This is a genomic window from Bradyrhizobium sp. SEMIA (assembly GCF_014844175.1).
GTDB classification, from domain to species: domain Bacteria; phylum Pseudomonadota; class Alphaproteobacteria; order Rhizobiales; family Xanthobacteraceae; genus Bradyrhizobium; species Bradyrhizobium arachidis.
Genome location: NZ_CP046601.1, coordinates 7,504,028 through 7,528,827, shown reverse-complemented (window position 1 = coordinate 7,528,827; position 24,800 = coordinate 7,504,028). Strand labels below are relative to the sequence as shown.

Genomic DNA, 24,800 nt, shown 5'->3' with positions numbered 1-24,800 from the left:
TAGTGAAGGATATGCGGCTTAAGACAGGTTTGGTGAATCAAGAGGGACGAATGAGCTGGATTTGCAATGCGCATTGCTGTGCATCCGCCCTCGCTGCGATCGTGATCGCGATCGCAACCACGTGGTGCACAGAACAAGCTCGTGCGCGAGATCGTGGGGCCGAGCAAGTCTTAATGTCATGCAGACTAGACGTGATGCGCTTCTGTGACCGCTTTAGAGGGCCTAGCGATGTGGAGGTAGCAATCTTTTGCCTTAGGGACAATTTCAAGAATTTACGCGGCGAATGCCGCCGCATGATGCCAATTGCGGCGGAGAGAAACGAAGGACCAAGACGGCGTCTCAATAGGCTTCCGGTCGTCCTCCATCGAGAGTGAGGCGTCCGAGTGGCACTTGCAGAAACTGAGCGACAGTGAGGTGTTCAGACCTATGGGCCAGAGTTTGGCCAGCGTGGCCGAAAGTCGATCGGGCTGAAGCATCAGCCGGTCGCGCCGCAGTTCATCTATCGGGGGGCTGAGCTCCGTGAACCGATTAGCCCCGATCAGCGATCGATGTGCGCCCACGCGTGATACGAGATTGCAATGCGCTCTGAACTTCAATTTCGTACTGATCAGTTGCGCGCTTCAGCGCTGCAGCGATCCGCCGACTTTGGGCCCGCCGCGAGATTGCCATCGGCTTGGTCGTAGCTGGTCGGAAGGACAATCTGCGTAACTGCGGTGGTTACGGCAGGACATCTGCAGGAATTCGTGCTGCCCATCAATCTATGGCGTTGTGGTCGGCAGCCAAGTATTTTCCGGCAGGTGGCTAAATCGGCTATAGTTGGCAAAGATCGCCGGCGTGTTAGCTTTGGAGGTTTGTTCCATCGCTGTCTTCCAGCTGGGGATTAGCTTGGTCTCGACTACGGGGCTCAAGGACAGATAGAGCTAGGAAATCTCGCTTGTTAGCGGCCGGTCGACTTCCCGAAGGAACCGCTTGATGCCATTGCGGCGTTCTCGATGCGCGCTTCAGGCGAGTCGCTTCGCCCGATCGTCGTGCTCTTGGCCGAATACACTTTAGGGCTCAAGGTCAAAGGAAACGCTGTCGACAAGAGCCGTTCAAAGGCAGAAAGCTGTTCAAGCAGACGCTTCTCAACGGCCTTGCGCTCAGGTAGGTCCCTTTTAAGAGATCGACGGCAGCGCCAGATTTCGTTCCGCAGCCATCTGATCTCACTTAATGTATCATCAATTGAAGTCATCACAGATGTAGTTCACTTTGTCCCTGGAGTGTCAAGCATGACGATCGTCAGGCGCATCGCAGAATGGAGATCGATAGGGCGGCCTGCTGATTGCCAGCTTTTGGGCGATGGCCAGGAAAGCCATTTGCACCGTCGGCACGGGGCGCCGGGCCAGCCATTGTCAAGTACACTGACCGGTTGGAGTCGCGAGATGGCATGGATGATGGAGTGATATAGACAGCAGAATATGGCTGACCTCAGCCGTAATCCGGTTTTTAGCGGTCCAGCGAAAGCGCGCTCGGTGAACAGCCGCACTCGCAAGCAAATCCAACGGAATAGACGGTTCTTATTCGGCAAGAGGCGATGACCGGCAGCACTGATGGCCGCACAGAGCGCTGCGGTGGGTCTTATGTCCCTTTCAAACCAGCCTCACGAGGGCGCTAGGCGAAATCGATCGCGCCAGCGACATCGTTGAATTCTCAATAGTGGTGTTCACGCGCGACAAGCAAATGCGCAACGCCGACCATTCGGTGTTCCAGCAAAAGGCGGCGGCTGAGTTTCGATCTAATTTCTGCCGAGTTTCCAGGAAAGCATTCGCGCCGGAAGATCGTGGGGCTACGCCACGACCTGCAACGCGTTGAGCCGAAAGGCCGGAGGTCAGGCGGGCCGGGACGTTTGCGACGACGTTCTGATTGGGAAGGTCGGAATTAGGGGCGCTTTCCATATTTGCAGCATCATTCGGTCGGCACTCCAAAAGAGCGGAATGCCGCTGTGGAGCTATAAGAATCGTGCAGCTCTCGCTATCTGAAGCCGTGCGCCTGTGCTGAGGAGAAGCGGTCCGAGCAGTGAGGTAACCGACCAAATAGATCTCTCGATAGCAGCGTTCAACGGGCATGAAGCTGCAGTGTCGAAGATCACTACCCTTCGCAGCGACACTCTCGCGACGCGGTGGCCAAAGATTACAGAACTGAACAAAAAATCAGAAGGACTAGGTCTTGAGCGAGGCGGAGAATGAGGTCGTCAAGCACATGCTCTCGTCATTGACGACCAGCTTGTTGCAGACTCGTATCGCGCCCTCTGACGAGCAGGTGATGCATCATTTTTGGTTAGCCTGCGAGAGAGCGGGACTGATCGCGTCGGAGGAGATAGCAATACGGGTCTTGGCACGTGTCTCACGCGAGATCAACGAGGCACAGTCGATGCTCGAGTTCATTGGTCGCGGCGCGGATCGACTACATTGAGCTCGACATACAGAAACTCTGTGTCGCACCAGTGCAGATGCATCTGTTCGATCATTCAGTCGAACGGGGAAGGGTCAAGTGCCGCCTCATCAGCGCTTGCCCGTCGAGATGTGCGACGGTGAGCCGAGGCGGGGTGCGGGTCTTCGTAGCCGATGTCAAAATGGCTCGGAACTCGTCACCGGAGAAATTTGGCGAACCCGTGTTGTTAACCTCGGGTGCGCGCCGCGTCTCGTAGCCATGGCCGAGCGGCATTAGGCGCGATGGGCTGCAAACTATTTATGTCAGCTATTTTGCGTAAGCGTTTGAACGTAGCGGGAAGTGGGGCCGCCTCGCCGCAAGCGACAGCAAAGTTGCCGGCCCAAGCGTCCCGCTGCCGGCGTGCCGGCACCCGACACCAGTCGGCCCAGCTCGAAGTGATTCGTCTGCGGAGCGCTGAGCTAAACTTGAGAAATTGATGGGGGCCGTCCAGTTTCCTCGCTCCGCGGTCCGTCAGCTTATCGACAGCTGCCTCTCGTAGTATGAACGTCGCCCGGCTCAACGGGCGTAGATCTGGCAGGGGACACCGGGATAGACTCCAATATCAACCGATCCACGAGCGAGACTTCGCCTGGGTTCGCTGCACCCTCTGAAGTTACTCGATAGCACTCGCAGCAGCGGTTCGCGCCGGCGGTGCGTGAGACCTCATTGCAGTTAGCCGGCGGAGCGTCATCCAAGGCGGGGGTTACCGGTTCTAGATGCGCCGCCCCGGCGCGTTCGCTTCATTTTGCCACCGAAGAGACGACATCCATGAATGCAGAACAGCTTGGCGCTGGTACTCCTTCCGCAGCTTCCGATTCGGAAAGCTCCGAACAGGGCTCTCCGGCCGCATCGCAGTGGGGAGAGGCCTTGACGGACGTGCAGGCGTCCGCTGCCGAGGCGGCTGCCTCGCAGGATGAGGTGTTGGCGGACTGGGCTGCCGAAGACGGGCAGCGGCAACATGAGGACCGGCAACAGGCGGTCAGTCGAACGAGGGCTTGGCGTGGCACGGGTGATCTCAATGAGCCGCTAGATCTGTCGTCTCTGTCGCTGACCGCCTTGTCGGCGTCCATTCTGGCCGGGTTGCGCCGCCTGAATGTGGACAACAATCAGCTGACCAGCCTGCCCGAACCCCTTCCAGCAACGCTTCAGGAGTTGGACGCTAGCGGTAACCGCCTGACCCACCTGCCCGAGCTTCCAGCCGGGCTCCAGCGTCTGAACGTCGACTACAATCAGCTGACGAACCTGCCCGAGCCTCTTCCCGCCGAGCTCGAATGGCTCAGCGCCAGCCACAACTGGCTAACCAGCCTACCTGAGACGGTCCCGCCCGAGCTGCTGTGGCTCGGCGCCAGTAACAACCAGCTGACCAGCGTGCCCGAGACCCTGCTGACGCAGCTGTGACTCGAGCGTTGATCTGGAGAATAATCCGCTCGCCGATTGGGTGCAGGCCGGCCTGGCAACAGCGATGCATGCCGGACACTATTCCGGTCCGCAGGTTTTCTTCTCGACCGCGGATGGAGCGGTAGAAGTTCAGCCACGGTCCCTGCAAGAGGTTGCCGCCGATTGGCTCGAGGGCGAGCCCACGGCAATGGCGACTTGGCAGCACTTCGCCCATGAAGCGGGGGCCGCGGACTATGCACGCTTCCTCGACAGGCTCCGGGGCACCGTGAACTATGGCAACGAGACGTTCCGACAGGCCATCGCCGAAGATTTGCGGCAGGCAGCCGTCAGGCCGCGTTTGCGCGAGCAATATTTCGAGTTGGCTTCGGGAGCGAACGCGAGCTGCGAAGATCGCATAACTTTGACCTGGAACGGCATGCAGACCGCACGCCTGAACGCTGATGTCGAAGACGGCGTCTATGACAGGCGACTGGGCGAACTGCTCCAACACGGCCGCGTCATGTTTCGCTTGGAAGCGCTGGACGGAATCGCGCGCGAGAGGGTCAACTCGCTTCGTCGTGCCGATCCCGACGCGGACGTCGATGAAATCGAGGTCTACCTTGCCTACCAGACCCAGCTGCGCGACCCGCTCGAGCTGCGGCACATTGCTCCCGACATGCGCTTCATGAACGTCTCTCACGTGACAGAGGACGATGTGGCCAGCGCCGCGGCATCGGTGCGGAACCAGGAAGCGGCGGAATTTCCGGACTATCTGGCAACGCGCTGGCAACCATGGGAAAGCGTGGTGAGGCGCATCGCGCCCGAAGATTATGCTGCCATGCAGGAGCGGCTCGTCGAGGCGATGGCCGAAGAGTTTGAAACCCGTCTAAATCTCCGACTGGCCGAGGAAGGTTTGACAGGCGATGCCGATGCCGAGCGGGTGCTCGGAGCCCAGATCCGAAACGAGATCGCCCGCGAGATCAAAAGCGCGGTCATGCACCAGGTGCTCGGCAAACTCGGCTTTGATCTATGAGCCTCCTGGGATGGAAGGACCCGTCGATCCGCCTAGCCGCCAAGGTGAAGACAGTTCGATCCTTTCGAAGACGCGCGTGTCTACATGAGCCATTCGGCGAATGAGCTGCCGTCAATTGCCGGTCCCGTGGTCCGTGCGGACGATCACGGGTAAAAATGCGCAATCCACCTGAAGACTCGTATACCGCAATTCATGCGCTCGCTTCCCTTTGAGAACGTCATCGAAGACTACTCATAGGCCGGACGAATAGATGGCGAGCAGATCGGAATCTCAAGTAGCCCTTGTGCAACGTAGGCTGTCGATATCCGTCCCACGAGATCGATAGGACTTTCGCAGCATGACGCTCGAATCCAGATCGCGAAACATGCTGTAATTCCGTCGGATCCATTGATGCAGCTCGGTGGACCAGTCCTTCTCGTTGCGCAGATATCCGGTGAAGGAAAAGCTAAGTCGGTCTATATACCTCTTGAGGAACAGCGGAAGCGCGGGAATCCGAAGCACTCGCTCGTCATCCATCGCTTCGGGTAATCCGCCGCGCAGCACGAATTCATTGTGGACGGTGACCAGCGACGCCGGCGGAATTCGCCGCCGCAGCATTTCGTAACCGCGAAAGGAGATGCGGTCATCGCCCGCAACGAAGAGGATGATAGGAGCGACATAGCAGCGCTCTGTCTCCTTCATGAAGCCGATCTCCTCGCACATCTTGAAGAATTCGTCGAAGGCGTGAAAGCCGAGATCGATTACCTTGGGTACCCGATCGTGGATGACAAGAGGGTCCATCAGCTGCATCTTGCCGTAGGTGTCGATCACATCCGCGGTCTCCGTGATGTTGGGGAGGTAGTCGAGCAATGATGGTTCTTTCAAGTTGACATCAAACGACAGCACTGTGCCGTTTTTCAGCAGCAAGAACTCGCTCATGGCCCGAGCGATGAGAGTTTTACCGACCTGCGGGCTAGGAGAGCAGATGATGTAGATGGGGGTCTCAAACATAGCCAGCAGATCAATTTCGTTTCGTACGTGGGCCCGACCTGAGCCCGCTGAATATGCGACTACTTTTCGCCTGCCCGGGTGGCGGACTTGGCGCCGGCCAATTCCGTCAAGTTGATGCGATCAAATTCGCTCCAGACATTTGCCAGCCAGTGCCGGACATAGCCGCGCAACACGAAGGAGTTGTTCGCGGGTTCATCGTTCCGCCCCTTGTTTGCTACGAAGTCTACGAATGGGACGGACGCGACTTCCACCTGCTCATAGGCCATCTCGTTAAGCTTCGGTATGACCAACTCAGTCGCATGTTTGATGCGGTGAAAATAGGAATTATATGTCGCTTGATCCCACTGGAAGAATTGAGTGTCATTGATGAAGTTCTTGACCAGGTAGTATTTTGCGCCGCTCATGAAGGTCGCGGTTTCCGCGATCTCGTCTAGCGAAGCGATGGATGATCCCAGGATATGGAACACGGCAAACGTGATCTGGCCAGACCGTGCCGAGTCCAGAAATCCGATGTCGCGCAAGGAAGCCAGCGCAGAGGACAGTAAGCCTGCGCGAGCATCGATGACAGTGACGGACAGCCCTGAGTTCAGGGTATCGAAGATCTTCATCTGGTCCGCCGTCGTCGTCATGTCGACGATCTCGGTGATCCCGGGATAAAAGCGCTTCAGCGTTCCCCTCGGCGACTCCGTGTCGAATGCGCGTGTTTGCACATTGTTGACGCTGAAGTAGTCCAGTAGCGTTCGTGATACGGTCGTCTTGCCGACTCCCCCCTTGTCCGCACCGACCACAATTACAACTGGCTTAACCATGGAAATCTCCTGAGGCACTCGCTATTGCCGCGCGCAAAGTGCGCAACCGGCGCGTCTCTGCTTTGGGTGCGAACATGGCAGAAAGAAGGGGCAATGAATCTTCGATGCGAGAGCTCTGCAACCGATGAATGTTTTCAACATCAAGCGAGTGACGTCCTTGGATCCCGACGACGATGCAGGCCGAGAATTGGGAGTAAATCACTTGTACTAGTGATCTATGTGAGGTTTGGGTGGCTGGAATGCGCGCCGCCAAGCACCAACGGTCTCCCTGTGGTGATGGGCGATCGCCTATTGCGACCCTATCTAGATTGGCATAAAGCGACCGAATCTTACGTAGCGTTAGATTGCGAGTTAGGGGAAGAAAAAAGGCGGTCCTACGCGATACGACTATGGCTTGGTAATTCATCGTAAATCATCAAAGGTCCGCTGGATCAGATCGTCGTCTTTTCGGCAGACAATGACCCTGAACGAGCGAGCTCTCACTCTGCTGAAGGGATCGAGATATCGAGCGCTGAAACGGGCTGCTGACGCAAATAGCAAGCACGCATCTGTTCGCGTCGAGGCGAGATTATCGTCTCATGGAGGAGAGATCAAAGGGTGTGGGGGGGGCACGCCCGATGGCGCAACATCAGTGGCGAAGCGAGATCGAGAACGCTGCGTCAAGGAAGGCCGGCGTCGAGCGAATAGGACCGGCGATCCTCCCGTCGGGCACTGCGGGAAGCTGCACGGAATGAACGATGGCCTGGCGCGTGTGCGCTCTCGCTGGCCGCTTCCTTAGGTGCGTCGGACGGTGTACGTTACCGTTTTGAAGCGCCCACTCTGATCACCCTTTCGTTTTACTCGCCAAGCCCGCTTGAAATGGAATGCGAGGTGCGCGTCCACTTCTCGCTTCTTCTGGTGGGTCGCGCTTTATATAGTTGGTCTGCATATTCGGCCTCGGCGTAAAACTACGCCACGCTTCCCTTCACATGGGGCAGCCACCGGAGCGCTGCCAGACACCCCCTAGGGTTTGCGCTGGAGGGGCATCGATCCCGCTAGTCATCTGGAACGCAAGTTCGTCACATTAGTTGATGGCTCGAATCTTTGCAGAGGAGAGCGCTTGTGGGGAATGCAGGTGTGAGAGGCCGGCCGATGCGACGCACTGGTCGATCCGCTCGATGGCTGCGGAAACTGGCTTTTCCCACACCACGATCCGCCGAATGTGGACGGCGTTCGGCTTGCAGCCGCACCGTAGCCAGAGATTCAAGTTGTCGAGCGATCCGCTGTTCGTCGACAAGATACGCGATATCGTCGGGCTTTATCTATCCCCACCGAACCGAGCCCTTGTCCTCAGCATCGATGAGAAAAGCCAGATTCAGGCCCTCGATCGTGAGCAGCCGGTCTTGCCGATGATGCCTGGCGTGCCGGAGCGTCGCACGCACAGCTATGTGCGGCATGGCACGACCACGCTGTTTGCCGCGCTCGATGTCGCTTCCGGCTTTGTCATTGGCAAATGCTACAAGCGCCATCGGGCGGTCGAGTTCTTGAAGTTCCTCAAAGAGATCGACGCTCAAATCCCCGAGGGACTTGCTGTCCATATCGTCATGGACAACTACGCCACCCACAAGACCCCCCAAGATCAAAGCGTGGCTCGCTCGCCGGCCGCACTATCATGTCCACTTCACGCCGACTTCCGCGTCATGGATCAATCAGGTCGAGCGCTGGTTCGCTGAACTCACCAGAAAGCAGATCCAGCGAGGTGTTCACACCTCCGTCAGACAGCTCGAGGCCGACATCCGTACCTTCATCGAACTGCACAACAATAACCCGAAGCCCTTCAAATGGACCAAGTCCGCAGACCAGATCTTGGCTTCCGTCAAACGCTTCTGCCACAAAGCCCAGCAGACTTTATGTGGCGAACTTTAGATTCACGTGACTAGCGCCACGGTACATAAGGCCAGCCTGCCGGCTTAACGCAGCTCGAGCACACGCCGAAGGCGTCCGAAAGTAGCTATCCTCTGGCGCTGCGAAGAGCTCCGATCCGGCACGCTGATAGCCTGGAAATGAAAAGAAATGGGACAAGCCATTTGGTAAGGTGTTATTTCCCCGCCTGAGCTATTGCCCGATGGCAGGATGACATGCCTCAACTTACTGTTCGCCGGGGCCGTCTTCTATCTTGCATTTGGTTGCCCTGAAGACTTCAACCCGGACTGCTTGTTTGGCAACGCGCTTGAGCAAAAACGGTGCTTGAGCGGCCGCATGGTAACTGTCCACGAGCGAATATCTCTGCAGGCTGAAGCCGGTGGTTAGACCCAGTCTACGCGCAACAGCCAGGGGCTTGCCAAGCGCCTGGGCTGCTAGAACGTCAATTCGGTGGAGCCGTCGGGGCGGCGTCTAGTTGCTGGGCGCCTGGCGAAGGTGTGGTCGCCGGTGGCATGGTGGTCGGCTGCGCTGCGTCCCTCGGGGAGCGGCCGACGATAATTGTGAGCAGACCATCGCCCCACAACCGCCGTGCCGCTCTCTTGGCGTCCGCCAACGTCACCCCATCGACCACGGCGTTGTGCTTTTCGAAATAGTCGATGGGCAGCTTGTCAAGCTGCTGCTGCTGCAGCGTCCGCGCAAGCTTTGATGATGTGTTGAGAGCCAGTATTTGCGACCCTTTCAGGTAGGACTTTGCATCATCGAGTTCCTGCTGAGTGGGTCCCTCCTCGGCGATGTCGCGGACCTGCTTCTCGATTTCTTCGACCGTTTCGTCGGCTCGATCGGCGCAGGTGCCACTATTCCCGAGAAACATGGCTGAATGATCCAGCCACACCAGGTTCTCACGAACCGAATAGGCTAGTCCGCGTTTCTCGCGGACTTCGCGGAACAGACGCGACGTCAGGCCGGCGCCGCCGAGGATGTGGTTGACGACATAGGCTGCCATGAAATCGGGCTCGCTGCGACGGAAGGCTGGACCGCCAAAAGTCACAACTGTCTGCGGCACGTCGAGCGGAATAAAGAGCCGCCGCGGCGGCTTTGCTGCAACGACTTCAGGAACCGGCGCCGCTTCCGCTTCGGTCGGCAGGCTGCCAAAGGTCTTGTCGAGCAGTTTGCAGAGGACCTCTGGACGGACGTCGCCGACCACCGCAAGTTTCAGCGTGTCTTTTGCTATCACGCGCCGAGCATAGCCCTTGAGATCCGCGATCTCGATTTTCGGCACGCTATCCAGCGAGCCCCCGGCTGGGCGAGCATAAGGATGATCGCCAAAGGCGACTTCGAGAAACTTGAGATGGGCCAGAGACGAAGGATCGGTCGAGTCGTGCCGAAGGCGCGCAAGCACAGTGGCACGGATCCGTTCGACGTCGGTCGCGTCGAAACGGGGCGAGGTTAGCGCCATCCGTAAAAGGTCGAAGGCTTCGTCTGCGTTGTCCTTGAGCGTGCGCAAGGAACCGCGGAAGTGATCATGGGTCGAGTGAAAATGCAGATCAATGGCACGATGGTCCAGCCGCTCATGGAAGGTCTTGAAGTCAAGCCCGGCAGAACCTTCCTTGAGCAGGCCAGCGACCATGTGGCTCACGCCAGGTTTTTGTTCGGGGTCCTGAGTCGCGCCGCCGGTGAAGGCAAATTCCATCGCGATCAACGGGAGAGTGGAATCCTGCACGAACCAGGCTTCTATACCGCAAGACGAAACCAGGCGCTTGATCCCGGTCCCGGCAAGCGTCCTCGTGGCGGCAAGCGAATTGGGCGAAGCGAGCATCGCGATTGAGAGGGAGGCTCCCCCGAGGAGGATCTCACGTCGTGTGCAAGGATGGATCATTAGAGCTTCTCCCCCTGTTTTGGGGTGGACTCTTTGATGAGATAGCCGGTCACCGATCGTTTCTTGTCGAGCCATTTCGGCGCGGCCTCGTGCACCTGCTGTGCATCGACCGCGCGGATGCCGTCGGCCCATCCTCGAATATCGTCGACGGATAGTCCCGTTGTCAGGCCGCGGCCATACCAGCGGGCTAGCATTTCCTGATTGTCCTGGACATAGGTTACCTGCGCGATCAGCCGCGTCTTGACCCTCTCGAGATCCTCGGTGCTCGCGAGATTACCCGCAATGTCGGCTATTACCTCGTCGATGGCGCGCTCGATCTGGCTGAGTTTGACGCCGGGTTTTGGTAGGGCAAAAATCGCGAATAGCGAGGGATCGAGCGCGGCAGAGTGGTAGCTCGCTCCGGCAGTGACGGCGAGCTGCTTTTCGACCACCAGCGAGCGATAGAGGTATGAGTTGACGCCGCCGCCCATCAACTGCTCGAGCACGTCAAGCACTGGACCCTCGCCCGCGGCTGCGGTGCGAGCCGATGGTACAAGATAATAGCGGTGCAGGGCTGGCTGCTCGACGCGGGCATCGGCCAACGTCACTGTGCGCGGCGCTGCCGGCGTCGGCTCTTGCGGCCGCAGGCGTTCCAGGGGAATTGATGCTTGCGTGGGGATGCCGCCAAATGTCTTCGTCACCATCGAGCGGATTTCCTTAGGGGCGACGTCGCCAGCGACAATCAGGATCGCGTTGTTCGGTGCATAGAAGCGCTTGTAGAAGGTAAGCGCATCCTCTCGGGTAAGAGTTTCGATTTCATGGCGCCACCCGATAATGGAGCGACCGTAGGGGTGATTGAGGTAAAGCGCCGCCATCATCTGCTCGGCAAGACGTTCACGTGGATTGTTGGCGACCCTCATATTGAATTCCTCCAGCACGACGTCGCGCTCACAAAGCACGTCCTCATCTTTGAGAATGAGACCGGTCATGCGATCGGCTTCAAATTCCATCATCTTGCCGAGGTGCTCGAGCGGCACGTGCTGGAAATAGCTGGTGTAGTCGAGCCCGGTGAAGGCGTTCTGATTGCCGCCGGCGCGCAGGACGGCCGTGGAGAAGGCATCCGCCGGATGTTTGGAGGTGCCCTTGAACATCAGGTGTTCGAGGAAATGCGCGAGCCCCGATTTGCCAGGCGGCTCGTCGGCGGAGCCGACCTTATACCAGATCATCTGAGTCACAACGGGTGTGCGATGATCCGGGATCACGAGCACCTGGAGGCCGTTCTGAAGCGTGAAGCTAGCGGGTCGATCCGATCTGACCCTGTCGGCAAGGACGCTCTCCTCTTCAGGTAGATATAAGTCAGTGCTGTCATCCATCCTGTGCTCGACCGCCGCCGCGGTGGGCGTCGTCGAGCCGGAAGTATTAGCGGCGGTACCTCCTGCCTCGGCGGTGACCGAAATCAGATTCTTCATGGTAGCGCCTTTCATTCCATGCTGATCCACGTTCACGGCAGACAAATCCGACAAAGCGCGGAGCCGCTCGTTGTCTGCCAAACAGCAGAGCAAAGACCGGACCAGTTGCTGGAGTGGTGTACTCACGGCCGCGCGCACGCCAAGTGGATACAAAACCGAACTGGCACCTACCATCCTGGCAAAAGGTGAACCGTCGACATGTCGTGAACACGACATTTACAGACAACGCGTCAGGGATAACCTGGCGTCAACTGGCGCAATGGAAAACTTGCAGAAGAGGTGGATTGAGCTGGCGGTATGACGTCCGAGCAATTGTCCGTAGGCTCGCGGTTACAGATCTCGCTCTACACGATGAGTGGCTTGGCAATATTTCTCATGGTAGCGAGGCGGGAGTCTGCCAGCAGCTCCTTGGAGTACACTGCGCCGAAGTAGTCCAGGACGAAGGTGCCAGAATAGCATAGGTTATCCGCCGCGCGGATTAGGTTGTCGAGAATTGTGCCGACTTGGCCAATGCGGTCGCGATAGCGCGAGCGGATAACATTAACGGCGTTCATCGAGTGGACCGCCTCGTCAGCAATTACCTGCCGCAGCCAATGATGGAACGTGGTGTTCCCAAGGGCGTCATAAAACGGCTTTTCTGCTGCATAGGCGCGGCAAGTGCACATTTCATCAAATGCGATCATAACCATCACGGAAAACTCGTCCTTCAGGTGTTCAACGATCGGCCCAAAATCATGAGATCGAGCCTCCAATCTCTCCCGAAGAGTCCTCTCGGATCCATTGGCGACAAGTTCAATGATCCGGATGAATCCGTCGGTGTGGCGCTCTTCGTCAATCGCCCAGGCGTTAAAGAATGCGGCAGCTTCATCGGAAGCGATAAGATTTCTCGCGACTAATTCTTGTTTCAAGTACCGTGCGTCATATTCAGTGTACAGATCAGGCCACAATTTGTCCCAACGTGCGCGGACAGCCGGCGGCTCGGCGGCGAACATCGCTGGCGTAAGAGTATGGAATAATTCTTTTGGACTCCAGTTCCGTCGAAACGGCGTGATCATCCAAGTGCCCCTAAACCCGTAGGATGCGAGCGCGCCGGCGCACAATTGCTGTCGTCCGTACGCTCGCAGAGCATATGCTACAAACAAGAGCCCGTCGCCTCCTTGTTTTGGTAGGCTGATGGCCAGAGGTCTTTCGGCTGGCTGAAGCGTCCCCTTGAATGGCGCATTAGCCTTTTGTGATCCACGCGGCCGCAAAACCAGGGACACTTGTCATTGCTAGTTCCGGGTCTAAACGGCCTCACTCGACCTCGTGAGGGCGCTCTGGCGGGCCGCCATGCTGACAGGCACGATAGTTTCACCAGATCGACGGTGCCGCATATTGAGGGGTAGGACTGCGGCACGTTTTGAAGCACAATTTGCGGCACACGTGGCATCTGATGGGAGGCCCGGCATCAATCGGGTGTGGACCAATGGTGGTAGTCTGCGTCCCAGTGGATCCCGAACGTTAGTCTCGTTCCCATAGCCCCTTAATTTTCGGGATTGCGGCGATACTACTTCCCATGAGTATCGATGAGTATCTCTGGCCTACTTCGATTCTGCTAAATTCTCAGTGAAATCCCTGTGCACTCCGGCCGCGCAAGCGTACCGCTAAACAAATAAACGGAGCAACGGAAGAGACTCGGAAGGTTATGCGATAAGCTTACGCTACCTGGTAGATTGCCGAGGGTTGCGCGATTGAGAGGATCCTCGCTAAGCAGCATTTCGGTTGTCGACCGGCGAGGTAAACAGCTGCTCAATCTCGCTAGCTTCGATGAGACGGAGGAAGTCACAGTTGCGTGCCCGTTTGCTGTTTATGGAGGAAAAAGGATGGCGACAAAGCGCCGGCTCTCTGTCTTTCAAATCACCAATAAACGGATTGCTCAAACGGCTTCCACTCCGACCGCTAACGGATCGAAAACGGTTTTCGAGCAAGTTCTCGCCCGGGATAGCAGGGGAGGAGATCCACACATGAGCGGACCGGCCGTTATGGAAAACGTGCGCCGCTATCGCGCGATAGCTTCGTTGTGCCGTCAGTCAGCCACATTTCGGCCAATCCAACGGGACTCATTGCTAGCGCAAGCTGCAGAGTGGGAGGAACGGGCGATCGCAGAGATCGAGAGATACTTCAGTTGTTCTGCTGCACGTCCTGCTTGATTGCGCTCGACGATGAAAAGTATCCACCACCTGGCCAATAGGTCGGATCACGAAAGGCAATGCTGGCCAGACGATCCAGTTTCCGATGTTGCGCCGCGCAAGGAAAGCGGAAGCTCCGGCTTATCAAAAGCTCAATTCCGCCATCCCCTGCGGATGCAGAAATCATTGATCAAGAATTATATGGCGAAGAGCATGAGATGCGAGGCTGACCTCCCTAAAGTCGATTTGGCCAATGACATCGGTTATCTTCGTGTAGAGCCTGTGCGCTCTACATAAAGTCATATTCATCATCATACGAATCGTTGGCGGGCTTTGCCGCACTCTCGGTACACCTGGCGTTGCCGCTATTGTCTTCAGTTGCGGCAGGATACAAAGGCGGTTTGCCCGCTCGTTGCCATTTGCATCCTTTGTTTTTCCATTGCCCTCCTTCTTGGTGGGGTCAAGCACCGTCATTGAGTCACTTACCTCAACAAGCCAAAGGCTGCTGCGCGGGCTTTCGCTTCCGGATTGAAAGAGTGAGAGAGGACGAGCGGTTCGTTGCCGTCGATCCGGAGCTCATGTTCAAGCAAGATATCGCCCGCGTTATCGACAAGCGGATGAGTAGCCCGGAAACTCGTTTATTGAGGTGAGTCCGTCTCACCCAGGAAATTGTTCGCGCCGATCATTTTTTGCGCTTGAACAGCTCATTCGGGCGATCTCCGGCTTCCGTTCTCAGGAGCCCGGCGCTCGTGTTCACGAGCTGATAGGTGAAATATCGCGCTTTCACCGAACCAGACTTCGTGCCGAAGCAAAACGCAGTTCCACTGTGCGTTTAGCCTTTCAGGAACCCGAGCTAGACTATCGCTGCGGGTTCGCAGCCATATGCTCGATGTGTCCGCCATAAAACTCTAGCAGCTTGTTCCCGATTGAAGATCTTGATCTCAACCACTAGTGGCTCGTCGACCAGTGCGTATGGCGGGATTGCAGTCGAAAATGAATCAGAGGAGAAACTCGATGGCGCCGAATTCAGGAATGAGAGTATATCCGGCGAAATGTTGGCGATGCGCGTAGTACCGGTCATTAGTCGCGCGTTCTCATTTCATGGGCCTCGGAAGCGCATTTGATATCGGATAAATTTCTGGTGCGCTGAAACATGAAGCCTCCCATTTGTATCGACGAGGTCGCGGGGGCTGCTCGCCGATTGAGTGTTCCGCGTTGATGGTAAGCCTAGCTGTCGGCATGCTGATAGCTAAGCATCAAGACGTTACCATTCCGATCCGCTCCCGCATGGGCTCGTTCGAGATAGCGCCCCGAAGTGCGGGCCGTCCGCCTGCGGTGCTGGGTCGGCGCCGCCGGTCTCCGTCTTACCTTCAAGAGCGAGGGACAGTTTGAAGTTATTGCGCAGCATCGGGTTTGCGGGTTCCGCTGCGAGACCTTGGCGGTAAAGTTCTTGGGCCTCCCGATGTCGGCCCTCGTGATCGAGAACAACTGCTTTGGCATTCAATGCGCGCAGGTCGCCAGGGGCTGCCAATAAGATCCCGTCGAGCACCTCAAGCGCACCATTCGGGCATTTGCGTGCCAGCAAAGCCCGCGCAAGAGGAATCGCGGCATCAACATTATCCGGTCGTTGCTTCAGCGCATCGCGCAAAGCCTTCTCGTCAGCATCCCGACCGAGGGCGAGAGCGATGCGCTCGCGCATAGCTGGATCGACCTCCTTGGCCCCGACCAGCTCTGCCGCAGACGTCGGCTGCTGTGAAAGACCCGACTTGTGCGAGTCAGCGCAACCCGCGAGCAGCACAATGGCAAGCATGGGAAGAAAGGCCGAGCACGAATGGCGACGAATGTTGCGCCAGCGCCGCAGAACGTTAATCTTACATGAATTCATAAGCGACCTTACGACCCCAAACCTGTGCTCGTCAGCCGGCCGTAGGGAGGAGGTCACGATGCCCTCCTGTAGGAGTCTTGTCCTTGCCAGGCGCAAGTTTGACGGAGCCAATCGGCTGGACGGTGAAATCCGAGGCGAGATCCTGATAGGAGAGAACAGGTAGGTCTATTCCATTGCGGGTAAGAAAGCCGCGGACGAAGCGCCGGATATCCATCGATCCCAGGATAACTGGCTGGTTCTGACTACGTGCGATGCTCGAATGGATCTGGCGAAATTGTGAAAGCAGCATCTCGCTTTGCCGATCCTCCAAAACGAGATAGGGACCGACAGCGGTCTCGCGCACGGCATTGCGCACGATATCCTCGGTCTCGCGCTCGACGATAAAAGCCGCCACAACACGATGGGCGTTGGCGTAGCGGTGACAGATCTGCCGCTTCAGAGCGGAGCGCACATATTCGGTGAGCAGTACGGCATTTTGTTCCCGTTCGCTCCATTCTGCAAGCGCCTCCAAAACCAAACGGGTGTTCCGGATCGGGATGCCCTCGTCCAACAAGCGACGTAGGACGTCCGCGATGCGAGGGATCGGTGTCGTGCGCAGAACCTCTTTCACCAGATCGGCATATTCCTGCTCCATCCGGCCAAGCAACTGACGCGTTTCCTGAATGCCCACCAGGCGCTGTGCATAGCGCGTCAACGTTGACTGGACGCGCAAGGCGATGATTTCGCTCGGACGGTGGTGCCCTATTCCGGCGGCGTGGAGAGCAGGCGCATGGACTTGTTTGATCCAGATCCGATTCGTGTCTGGGTCGTGCCAAAAGGGGATCCCGCTCAAATCAATGTTCGCCACGTCGTCATTAAGTAAGAGTTGTGTAGGGTCAATGGCGCCCTCTTCCACGGGCACTCCTTCGACATCCACCCGGAATTGCAATTGGGCCAGGTGCTTTGCGCTTTGGGCGGGAATGCGTGGAATTGTGATGCCAAGATCAGCTGAAACCAGTGCCGAAACCCGGGCGACGCACTGCTCGAGTTCCCCTACGTCGATTGCCTGCAACAGGCTCGGCGCTAGCAACAGCGTAATTGGAAGTGCCTCCGCGGGCACGGCTTGCTTCTGACCCTGTGCGGAAGCGGGAGCCGAACCGGTGGGACCGGCGCCGGCTTTGGGAGCGGTCTTGCCCTCTTGCACGCCAACCTTGACAAAGCTGGCGGCGGAGAAGAGCGCGGCCAGTATGACAAAGGGGGGCAAAGGGAAGCCAGGAACGAGCCCCATCACAAGCAAGACACAGGAGGATAAGCGTAGCGCTTGTGTGCTGGCCGTAAGTTGGTTGACGATATCGGCGCCGAGATTGAGTTTGGAAGGACCGTTGACACGAGTAACAATGGTTGCTGCCGTAATTGACAGCAGCAGAGCCGGAATCTGCGAAATGAGCGCATCACCGATCGTCAGGATGGTGTATTGATGCATCGCCTCCTCGAGGGACATGCCCTTGGAGAGTGATCCGATCGTGATGCCACCCAGCATGTTGATGCAGATGACTATAAGTCCGGCTATGGCGTCGCCCTTCACGAATTTCATAGCGCCGTCCATCGCGCCGTGCAGTTGGCTTTCTCGCTCCAGCGCGCCGCGCCGGCTGCGGGCTTCGTGCTGATCGATATGGCCGTTGCGTAGCTCCGCGTCGATTGCCATCTGCTTGCCCGGCAGCGCATCGAGCGTGAAGCGCGCCGATACCTCCGCCACCCGTTCGGCGCCCTTGGCGAGGACCATGAACTGCACCATGGTCACAATCAGGAATATGACAATGCCGACGGCGATGTTGCCGGATATGACGAAATCGCCGAACGTATGGATGATGCTGCCGGCATCGCCCTCGGCTAGGATCAGTCTCGTCGTTGCAACAGTAAGAGCGAGACGAAAGACGGTGGAGATCAGGATGACGCCCGGTAGGGACGAAAAGTCGAGCGGCGTGTTGAGATACAGGGCTACCATCAACAGCAATATGGCAAACCCTAGATTGAAGCCGATCAGCATATCGATCACGATGATCGGGATCGGCATGATCATCATTCCGATCGCCAGAAGAAGCATCATCGCGACCATCAAGTCCGGGTGAGCCGGCGCGCGCGTGATGAGATTTCGTAGAAGGTTGGCCATGAGAAGCCTTATTGTTGTTCGATTGCAGCTATGCGGCCCCGCAACAAAACATAGCGTTTGAAGACGGCTTGCGCTTCGGTCATGCGGCCAGCGTGACGCAGCGCGTGGCTGCGCATCAGCATCAAGGGCAGACACGAAGACGGCTCGTCATCCAGTTTGTCTAGCTTGTCCAATACCGACAGTGCTTCGTCACCGCGACGCTCCGAGATGAGAGCGTAGGCCAGGATGCGGAGCAGGCCGATGTCTTGGGACTGTTCGTGAGCGACCAGCCGCAACAGAGCCAGGCTCTTGTCGCTCTGTCCGCACGCAAGGTAGACATAAGAAAGCACGCAGAGCAAATCTCGCTCCGGCCCGGAGATCAGCTCGACAGCGCCGGCTTCGGAAACGCGCTGTGTAGATGTGAAGTGTTGCGCTTTATCTGGCCCGACCATCGCTAGCCTTTGATCAAGCCGTTGTGACTCTGCCGGAGCAGGATTAATCGCTGCAGCTCCAGTTGTAGAAGCGCGGCCCCTTCACGTGACACCAAATCCTCTGGCGCGGCTGATAGCGTATCAGCCAAACGCTCCAGAAGAAGGCCGTGTTGCTCTGGACGCAGAACATGCGAATGACGTAAGCGCGGCGTCACGAAGGAGAGCAGACTGTGCGCGAGATTGGGCTCATTAAGCCAAGCGAGTTCCGAGCCTGGCTCGACCTGACCTGGCGGAGCGCGCGCCTCGTCGGGATTGACGCGCGAAACTGCATCGATCGAACTGAGCTCGAGCGCGCTCTCGATCGTGGCGTCCACCAACGGATCCAGCAAGTCGCTGTGACGAGAAATTGAGGTGTGGCTCTTGTTATCATTGCCACGCGTCCGATCAATCCCGATGGACTTACCTCGAGAACTAACCGGCGTGATGGCAGATGCATGATGATCGACGTTTGGCTCCTGAAAAGAGGTGCCAGGCTTGACGGGATTCGGGGGCAGCCTAGTCATGGCACTTTGCTTTCTTACCTGCGGCCTAAACGCTAATAGGGTAGGGTGGCAAGCCGGCCATCCCGGCTCAGCAGAACACGCCCTTCCTCAATCCCGCAGACGGTCCATCCATTGCTCAAGAGCGCGCCGACGAAATACTTTTGACCAGCAATGACAATATAGGGTTCGCTCCCGCGCCAAACAGCTTGGACCTCAATTGCGGGGGGCGTCTTCTCATCCTTGATGGCGACCGCATTGACGAGCGTATAAGCGCCATTGCTATTTTGATCAAACCGCTGCTGGACGTCTCGCCATGTGGCGAGCGAGGCGGGCGTAACGGTGCCGTCGGCGGTGACAACGCCCACCCCAGAGCCGACCTTGATGCCGACAAGACCCGCTCTGTCAACTTCCTCTTGCAGCCGCTCGGCAGCTGCATCGGTGGCCAGAGCATCAGGAGCGCTGAGCGCCAGCTTGGGTGCAATGTCCGTAGCAGGGGACGACGGACTTGACGCCAAGGTGGTGTCGGTCTGGACAAAACTGGATGAGACTGCGGCAACCGCGGCAGAGCTGATCAGGACCAAAGTGAGAACGGCGAGCGATATACGCCGGCGGTTGATGGAGCCAGCTTGTTTGTAGTCCTCGATCGTCCAGCGAATGGACATCGCCCCGGCATGCAAAACGACAGGAAGAGAGACAACAATGGGCTCATTAGCTAAAACAGTCTCGTGCCCCTCGATCCTAACGTCCCTCGCAAGGGCCTCGATCTCGATTGAATTGAAATGCGGGGCAACACGAAGATGGTGCGGTTCGAGGCCTTGTTCGACGAAGATTAAGTCTGCATCGAGGCTGCTGCCAATCAGACACGATCCGCCCCCCACTTTACTTGTCAGCCCAGAATAACACCCGGACAGCACTTCGAAATGCAGGCAATTTGGTTCATTCACGGTCGGTTTCCTGAACAGTGAACGGGACCGTACGGCAAAACCGTACGGCCCTTGCGACTTCACAGACTAAGCAGCCGGGGAAAGTGGGGCGGCGACGCCGCCCCATCTCATCCCTTACTGCACCCGCTCATCGGCCGCTTTTTTGATAGTCGAAAGCTCAGTCGAGACAACGCGGAGTTCCACGTCCCTCTCAGCAGCCTTTGTGCTGGTCGCAGTCAGAGCGGCGATTTGTTTTTGGAATGCCGCCTCTCCAGCAACTTCAGCACCCGCGGAAGCGGCTGCAGCAGTAGCGGTGCCGGCTGCCCCACCTGCAGTCGAGGTACCAGACGCACCAACTCCTTTACCCATACTATTCTCCTGTTTGCTCGATTTCGCCGCCACGTGCGGCTCCTATTTCCTAACGTCGCAACATGCGACGTCAGGAATCCTCCTCTGTCTCGGCCATGACATCGTCGAAACGGCTCATTGCACTATTCGCAAATTGGAGAGCAATGGCTCCCAGAGCGACGTTGAACGCTTGCTGCATAGCGGCTTCATGCGAGTTACTGCCCGGATTGGACGCGCCGCCGTTTGCGGGAATGTTGGCATCAGGCGATCGGCCATGATCGTCGCGCTCGCCAGGCTTTTGAGATCCGTTTTTACCGCCGCCTTTGCCGCCAGCCGCATGGAGGTCAGCATCAACGTGTCCAGCGGCGCTAGAGTTCGCAACGCGCATGGAGTTCTCCTATGTCAATTCGATGTGCCAATGGAGGCAGTTTCCACCCTCCACTATGCAAGTATTAGCTTTCGACAAGCTGACGAGTCGTAGAAAACACAATGAGCCGATGGTGGGTCGTCACTAAACGTTTCACCAGCAGACCGTATTTGAAAGGTTGCCGGCCAAAGCTGGAGATCAGATGGTTAAGACAAACAATCGTTTGTGGAGCTTGATCGGGTGAGCACGTTGCTCATCGCTTCGAAAGCGTTCAATTGGCGAAATATCAAAGCCGCCACTAATAAAGCGTTTTGGGCTCGACGTGCTGCAATCTCGGCTCATGTCTCTTGCGATGCCTCCGAGCTCTTTCGACAATTTGCTTGCGGTCAGGCGATGCGGCACGGAGCTTGACCTCGTCGGGAGCGAGGCTGAAGGTGACGGCCGATCCAGCGGCCAGAGCGGACCATCGGACCTAGCTGGCCATGGCAGATCCGTCAATCGCGACCCATTTCAGGGAGACCGAGCAGGAGCCCGCTGCTCGAGAAAGAGCCCTTCGGCTCTACCGCTCTGGACCAATGTGCTCTCGATCCTTGCGCAATCGGCTGGCTCCTCGGCTGTGGCCGCCTGTCGGGTATTGTTAATGCATCGCGATGTTGACAGGCGGCGTATGCAGTCAATGGAACGTCACAGCGGCAGACTGGGTTTGAGGTCGGATTCGAACGATCGAGTGCGGCCAACATAGTTTGTGCGCAGCGAAGGGCCGAAATAAGTTCCTCGGATTCGGGGGGGCGGTCTCAAGTGTGCTGGTGGAGCTTGCGCGACGCGCGGAGGTCGCGCAAGCTCAGTTTCCAGCGTCATCCTGAGAGGATAGCGTCGCTCCGCCTAGGCGTAAGCGCCTGCAGCTTGCAAGCGCTCGGACTCGATGCGAGCCTTCAGGTTATTTAAATAATCCTCCGCGTAGGACTGGGCCACCGAAACCGGCAGATTGATGCCTGCCGTCGCGGCTTCTTGAATTGCCTGCTTCACCAAGCCTTCTCGCATTGCTAATTTGACCTCAGGTCCGGCGATGCAGCCCACCGCCTGTGCCGCAAGGCTCAGCCCGGCTTCTTCCAGCGCTTGCTTTATGTTGCCGCCACTGATGGCAGTGTGAAGAAGATTTGCAGCTTGCGCCTCGGCTTCGAGTACCATTGACGCCAGATCGGCCAATTCACCCAAGCCTGGAATGAAGCCAAGTACACCGACTGCTGTTGCGGCCCAGTCGAATACCTTAGAGCCAACTTTCAGCACGTCGTTAAGTGCGTGCATGAAGGCGCCACCGTTCTTTTTGGGAGACTTGATGTCGGGCTGGTCTGCCATGCCCGTCGTCATGTCCGCGACCGCGTCCTGCTCGGCAGGCGTTCGGACGGCATGCGTCTTCACTTGGTGAACGGTGCGGTTCGCACCCGACATGTTGTTGAAGAACTGGTCGAAGTCGCTGTTGCTGATGTTGCCCGAATCGACCGTATGGCCGCCGCCGAAATCGAAGAACTTGTGGTGGGTTTTGTAGCCCGTAATCGCGTTGTTCATCAACCCGAACAACACAGGATCGGAGAGCAGCTGGGAGGCCGCCTTTCGCACCTCGGGCGCGAGGCTCTTATCATCGACCATGCTCGCCAGCTTTTCCCGGGTCAGGTCACCCTTCCCGAAGAAAGCGTTTTGGTTCTTGCTGATCGTATTGAGCGTATCGAGCTCAGCTTGCGTGAGATTGATCGATGATGAAGCAACCTGCAGGAAGTCCTCTTTGTGGACCTTGTCTATCGAGCCACCGTACAACTGCTTCCATTCATCCGGGTGGTCGAGGAAGTATTGAGCGGCAGCGAGGACCTGTGGCGGGCATTTGCCGGTTTTGGCTTCGCCGTCGACGATCCGCTTGAAATCCGCAAGGCTCAGGTTCTTAGGCAGGTTGTCGGCATAGCGATAGAGCTCGCGCACTGCATCGGTCTGGGTCATAACCGATGGCTCGCCATTCCGGGTGCCGTCGGAAGGAATATAGTTCTGCGTATAGCTCTCTGCCCGCTGCTCCTGGAAAGCAGCAACCTGAGGGTGGTGATCGGAGAAGCCGGAGAGATCATCTGCTTTGATCTTCCCGCCGCAGCGGCCGTCACCTTGCGAGCCTATCGCATAGAAGAGCTCTGGGTCCTGTTGCAACGCCTCGATCGCCGCCTTTAGATCCGGCGGTGTGGAGGGATCGTTGGCCAGATCTCCGAGAGATTTCCAATCCAGCGGGCATTTGTCTTTGTGTCGGTTCAGCACCGACACAATCTCCAGCTCGGCATCAGTCAGCGTGCCGCTGTTCCACGTGATCCTGGAGCTTTGTACGGGTGCCTCTGCAATCTTTGGGGCGCTCGCAGCGGAGGAGGACTCCGTGGAGGATGGCTCTGGGGCCTGCTGACATGCGTCCAGTGCGGCCTTGATCTCCGGCGGGAGGATGCTCCGCACCTCCTGCGTGAGTTCCTCCGTCAGCCGCTTGGCTGAGTCTGCAGCCGGCGGATTCTGTGGAGTGGAATGGTCATCGGCATTGTCTTTCAACGAGAAACTAGCCAGCATCGCCTCGAAGTTTGAAAGATCCTGCGCCGATGAGGGGCCGGGGGCCAGTGCGGACAAACTCGAGCTGGTGGTTAGCGATAGGTTGTTGACTGACATTATAAGTCCTCTAATTTGAGATCGCACCACAAGCCGGTCATGTGGCACAGCCGGAGAATCGCGACGAACAAAAGCAAGAAATGTCGATAGGCTTCGATAGCTCCTACCACTTGCTTCCGATTGCTCGGTGCGCCCCAGCGCTCAGTTCCACTACAATCTATGGGCACATCGCCGTCTAGATACTCACGCCACATGGTAGGTTCGATTAGCTTTCTAAAAGCTGACGGCGCTCAGAGGTTTCACAACGAGACGCGCAGTGGCGGTGTGAGAGGCGGTGATGGGTTCTCGATATCGGATCGGCTAGCCTGTTTTGTTTCGATCGCTCGCCGACCGGCGGGCGACGCGGACGAGAGGGACGCTGGGCTGTTGTCCGCCGGGCTTAGCGCGTTGAACTCCATGCTGTTCCTCCTTTTGGACAACGGAGGGGCTTTCATTCTTTTGCGACGAAGCTCATTTGCATGGCAGAGTTCGTAGAGTTGTTCAAAAGCTCGCACGAGGCGCTAAAGCGGCAAAGCACGGTCACCGATGCTGCTGGCCAGGACTCTGGTTCGCATCCGTGGCTCCGGCCGGGACGTTTATTGCGCCGCCCTGCGGCATCGGCCATCTACATATCCGCGCTCTGACAATGGCAGCAGTAGCCTTCGAAAAGCTGAGAGGGCATAAACAGACGCATTGCACCTCTTCGTAGGCGATCTGTTGTCATCAGGTCATTTCTTACCTGCATCGGGTAGGTGGACCATGCCGTCTTGATGTGGTGCCTCCGGCGAAGGAGCGTCATTCGGTCGTCCTTCGCGAACGACCACGCTGGAGGATCCCCGAAACAGCATCAAAACCGACTCGTGCGGTGGCTTTTCGCCACCGCTCGAGTTTCGCCGTGCCTGTGCCTCCGCCGCAAGTCCTTTGAGTGTTTGCTCCACAAGCGCGACAAAGCGGGGTGGACCAGAGGCGAAGACGAGGCCATCTCCCGGTACGGCTCTCACGATGTAACGCTCGTCGGAGATGTTGAGCGCATCGAGTGCCGCCTTGAACGCATCAAAGCTGATTGGACTCAAGACCAAAAGGCGGCTTTGCGCCTCATGCGCGGCGGATACATAGATTACCATCCCATCGTAGTACCATTGAAGATTGTAGAGATTGATCAACCGTTCGAGGAACTCTCGCGGTGGGAGATCGGACATTCGCCCGCGAATCCGCCCCTTTACCCCGGCGCTGACATTGACTCTGATGTTTAGGTTGTTGCCAAATTCCTGCAGTGCGGCCGCGAGGTCCTGGTCCAGAACTGTGTAACTATAAGGCGTCGATGGCAGCGCCAGGGGAGCGCCGAGCGCCTCGACGACGCCCAAGCAAATGAAAACACCAGCATAGAGAAGTTTCTTCAAGATGTGCCGCCTTGTAGATGGAATGAGCATTCCTGCTATTTTT

General features: G+C 57.5%; 17 protein-coding genes and 2 pseudogenes. 4 read left to right on the top strand and 15 right to left on the bottom strand.

Features of this window, described 5'->3' with window-relative positions; genetic code table 11:
* The first annotated feature begins 2,205 nt into the window (after positions 1-2,205).
* Positions 2,206-2,451, top strand: coding sequence for a hypothetical protein (locus tag FOM02_RS36200; protein ID WP_027563357.1), 246 nt, complete (start codon positions 2,206-2,208; stop codon positions 2,449-2,451).
* Positions 2,452-3,237: 786 nt separating this feature from the next.
* Positions 3,238-4,879, top strand: a pseudogene (locus FOM02_RS47355) (NEL-type E3 ubiquitin ligase domain-containing protein).
* A 270-nt stretch (positions 4,880-5,149) separates the two neighbouring features.
* On the opposite strand, the gene FOM02_RS36185 reads toward FOM02_RS47355, so the two are convergent.
* A complete protein-coding gene (locus FOM02_RS36185; RefSeq protein WP_027563359.1) occupies positions 5,150-5,869 on the bottom strand; it encodes a hypothetical protein in 720 nt (239 codons plus the stop codon).
* Positions 5,870-5,928: 59 nt separating this feature from the next.
* Positions 5,929-6,678, bottom strand: a complete 750-nt coding sequence (locus tag FOM02_RS36180; protein ID WP_027563360.1) for a hypothetical protein — start codon at positions 6,676-6,678, stop codon at positions 5,929-5,931.
* A 1,124-nt stretch (positions 6,679-7,802) separates the two neighbouring features.
* Here FOM02_RS36180 and FOM02_RS36175 point away from each other — a divergent pair.
* Positions 7,803-8,583: pseudogene (locus FOM02_RS36175) on the top strand (IS630 family transposase); the annotation flags it as partial.
* Positions 8,584-9,022: 439 nt separating this feature from the next.
* Here FOM02_RS36175 and FOM02_RS36170 read toward each other — a convergent pair.
* The 3 genes from FOM02_RS36170 to FOM02_RS36160 all read right to left on the bottom strand — a co-directional run bounded on the left by FOM02_RS36170 (position 9,023) and on the right by FOM02_RS36160 (position 12,959).
* Positions 9,023-10,456: a M16 family metallopeptidase gene (locus FOM02_RS36170; protein WP_416207735.1), complete on the bottom strand. Its 1,434-nt coding sequence runs from the start codon at positions 10,454-10,456 to the stop codon at positions 9,023-9,025.
* A complete protein-coding gene (locus FOM02_RS36165) occupies positions 10,456-11,808 on the bottom strand; it encodes a M16 family metallopeptidase (RefSeq protein ID WP_051378563.1) in 1,353 nt (450 codons plus the stop codon). The genes FOM02_RS36170 and FOM02_RS36165 overlap by 1 nt, the downstream gene beginning before the upstream one ends.
* Positions 11,809-12,248: 440 nt before the next feature.
* Positions 12,249-12,959, bottom strand: coding sequence for a hypothetical protein (locus tag FOM02_RS36160; protein ID WP_265440832.1), 711 nt, complete (start codon positions 12,957-12,959; stop codon positions 12,249-12,251).
* A 948-nt stretch (positions 12,960-13,907) separates the two neighbouring features.
* Between FOM02_RS36160 and FOM02_RS36155 the strand changes: the two genes are divergently transcribed.
* Positions 13,908-14,093, top strand: coding sequence for a hypothetical protein (locus FOM02_RS36155; protein ID WP_092218283.1), 186 nt, complete (start codon positions 13,908-13,910; stop codon positions 14,091-14,093).
* Between the two features lie 162 nt (positions 14,094-14,255).
* Here FOM02_RS36155 and FOM02_RS36150 read toward each other — a convergent pair whose 3' ends face one another.
* From FOM02_RS36150 to FOM02_RS36105, 10 genes are all read right to left on the bottom strand, one after another.
* On the bottom strand, positions 14,256-14,546 hold the full coding sequence (locus FOM02_RS36150) for a hypothetical protein (protein ID WP_265440831.1): 291 nt from the start codon (positions 14,544-14,546) through the stop codon (positions 14,256-14,258).
* Between the two features lie 790 nt (positions 14,547-15,336).
* The gene (locus tag FOM02_RS36145) at positions 15,337-15,882 is read right to left on the bottom strand and encodes a tetratricopeptide repeat protein (protein WP_265440830.1); all 546 of its coding nucleotides are present in this window, start codon (positions 15,880-15,882) and stop codon (positions 15,337-15,339) included.
* Between the two features lie 106 nt (positions 15,883-15,988).
* Positions 15,989-18,106, bottom strand: coding sequence for a type III secretion system export apparatus subunit SctV (gene sctV / locus FOM02_RS36140; protein ID WP_027563365.1), 2,118 nt, complete (start codon positions 18,104-18,106; stop codon positions 15,989-15,991).
* 8 nt (positions 18,107-18,114) lie between these two features.
* A complete protein-coding gene (locus tag FOM02_RS36135; RefSeq protein WP_265440829.1) occupies positions 18,115-18,537 on the bottom strand; it encodes a histidine kinase in 423 nt (140 codons plus the stop codon).
* A 2-nt stretch (positions 18,538-18,539) separates the two neighbouring features.
* Positions 18,540-19,079 (bottom strand): hypothetical protein, encoded by a 540-nt coding sequence (locus FOM02_RS36130; RefSeq protein WP_265440828.1) that lies wholly within the window; start codon positions 19,077-19,079, stop codon positions 18,540-18,542.
* 32 nt (positions 19,080-19,111) lie between these two features.
* Positions 19,112-20,002 carry a hypothetical protein gene (locus FOM02_RS36125; RefSeq protein WP_265440827.1) on the bottom strand — a complete coding sequence of 297 codons (891 nt, stop codon included), beginning with the start codon at positions 20,000-20,002 and terminating at the stop codon, positions 19,112-19,114.
* 114 nt (positions 20,003-20,116) lie between these two features.
* Complete coding sequence (locus FOM02_RS36120; protein ID WP_265440826.1) at positions 20,117-20,383, bottom strand: nodulation protein NopA; 267 nt, start codon at positions 20,381-20,383, stop codon at positions 20,117-20,119.
* Positions 20,384-20,420: 37 nt separating this feature from the next.
* Positions 20,421-20,717, bottom strand: a complete 297-nt coding sequence (locus FOM02_RS36115) for a hypothetical protein (protein WP_265440825.1) — start codon at positions 20,715-20,717, stop codon at positions 20,421-20,423.
* 861 nt (positions 20,718-21,578) lie between these two features.
* Positions 21,579-23,378, bottom strand: coding sequence for an HrpF/NolX family T3SS translocon protein (locus tag FOM02_RS36110; protein WP_322596927.1), 1,800 nt, complete (start codon positions 23,376-23,378; stop codon positions 21,579-21,581).
* A gap of 707 nt (positions 23,379-24,085) precedes the next feature.
* Entirely contained in the window at positions 24,086-24,787 is a 702-nt protein-coding gene (locus tag FOM02_RS36105) for a secretin N-terminal domain-containing protein (protein WP_265442243.1), read from the bottom strand.
* Positions 24,788-24,800 lie beyond the last annotated feature (13 nt).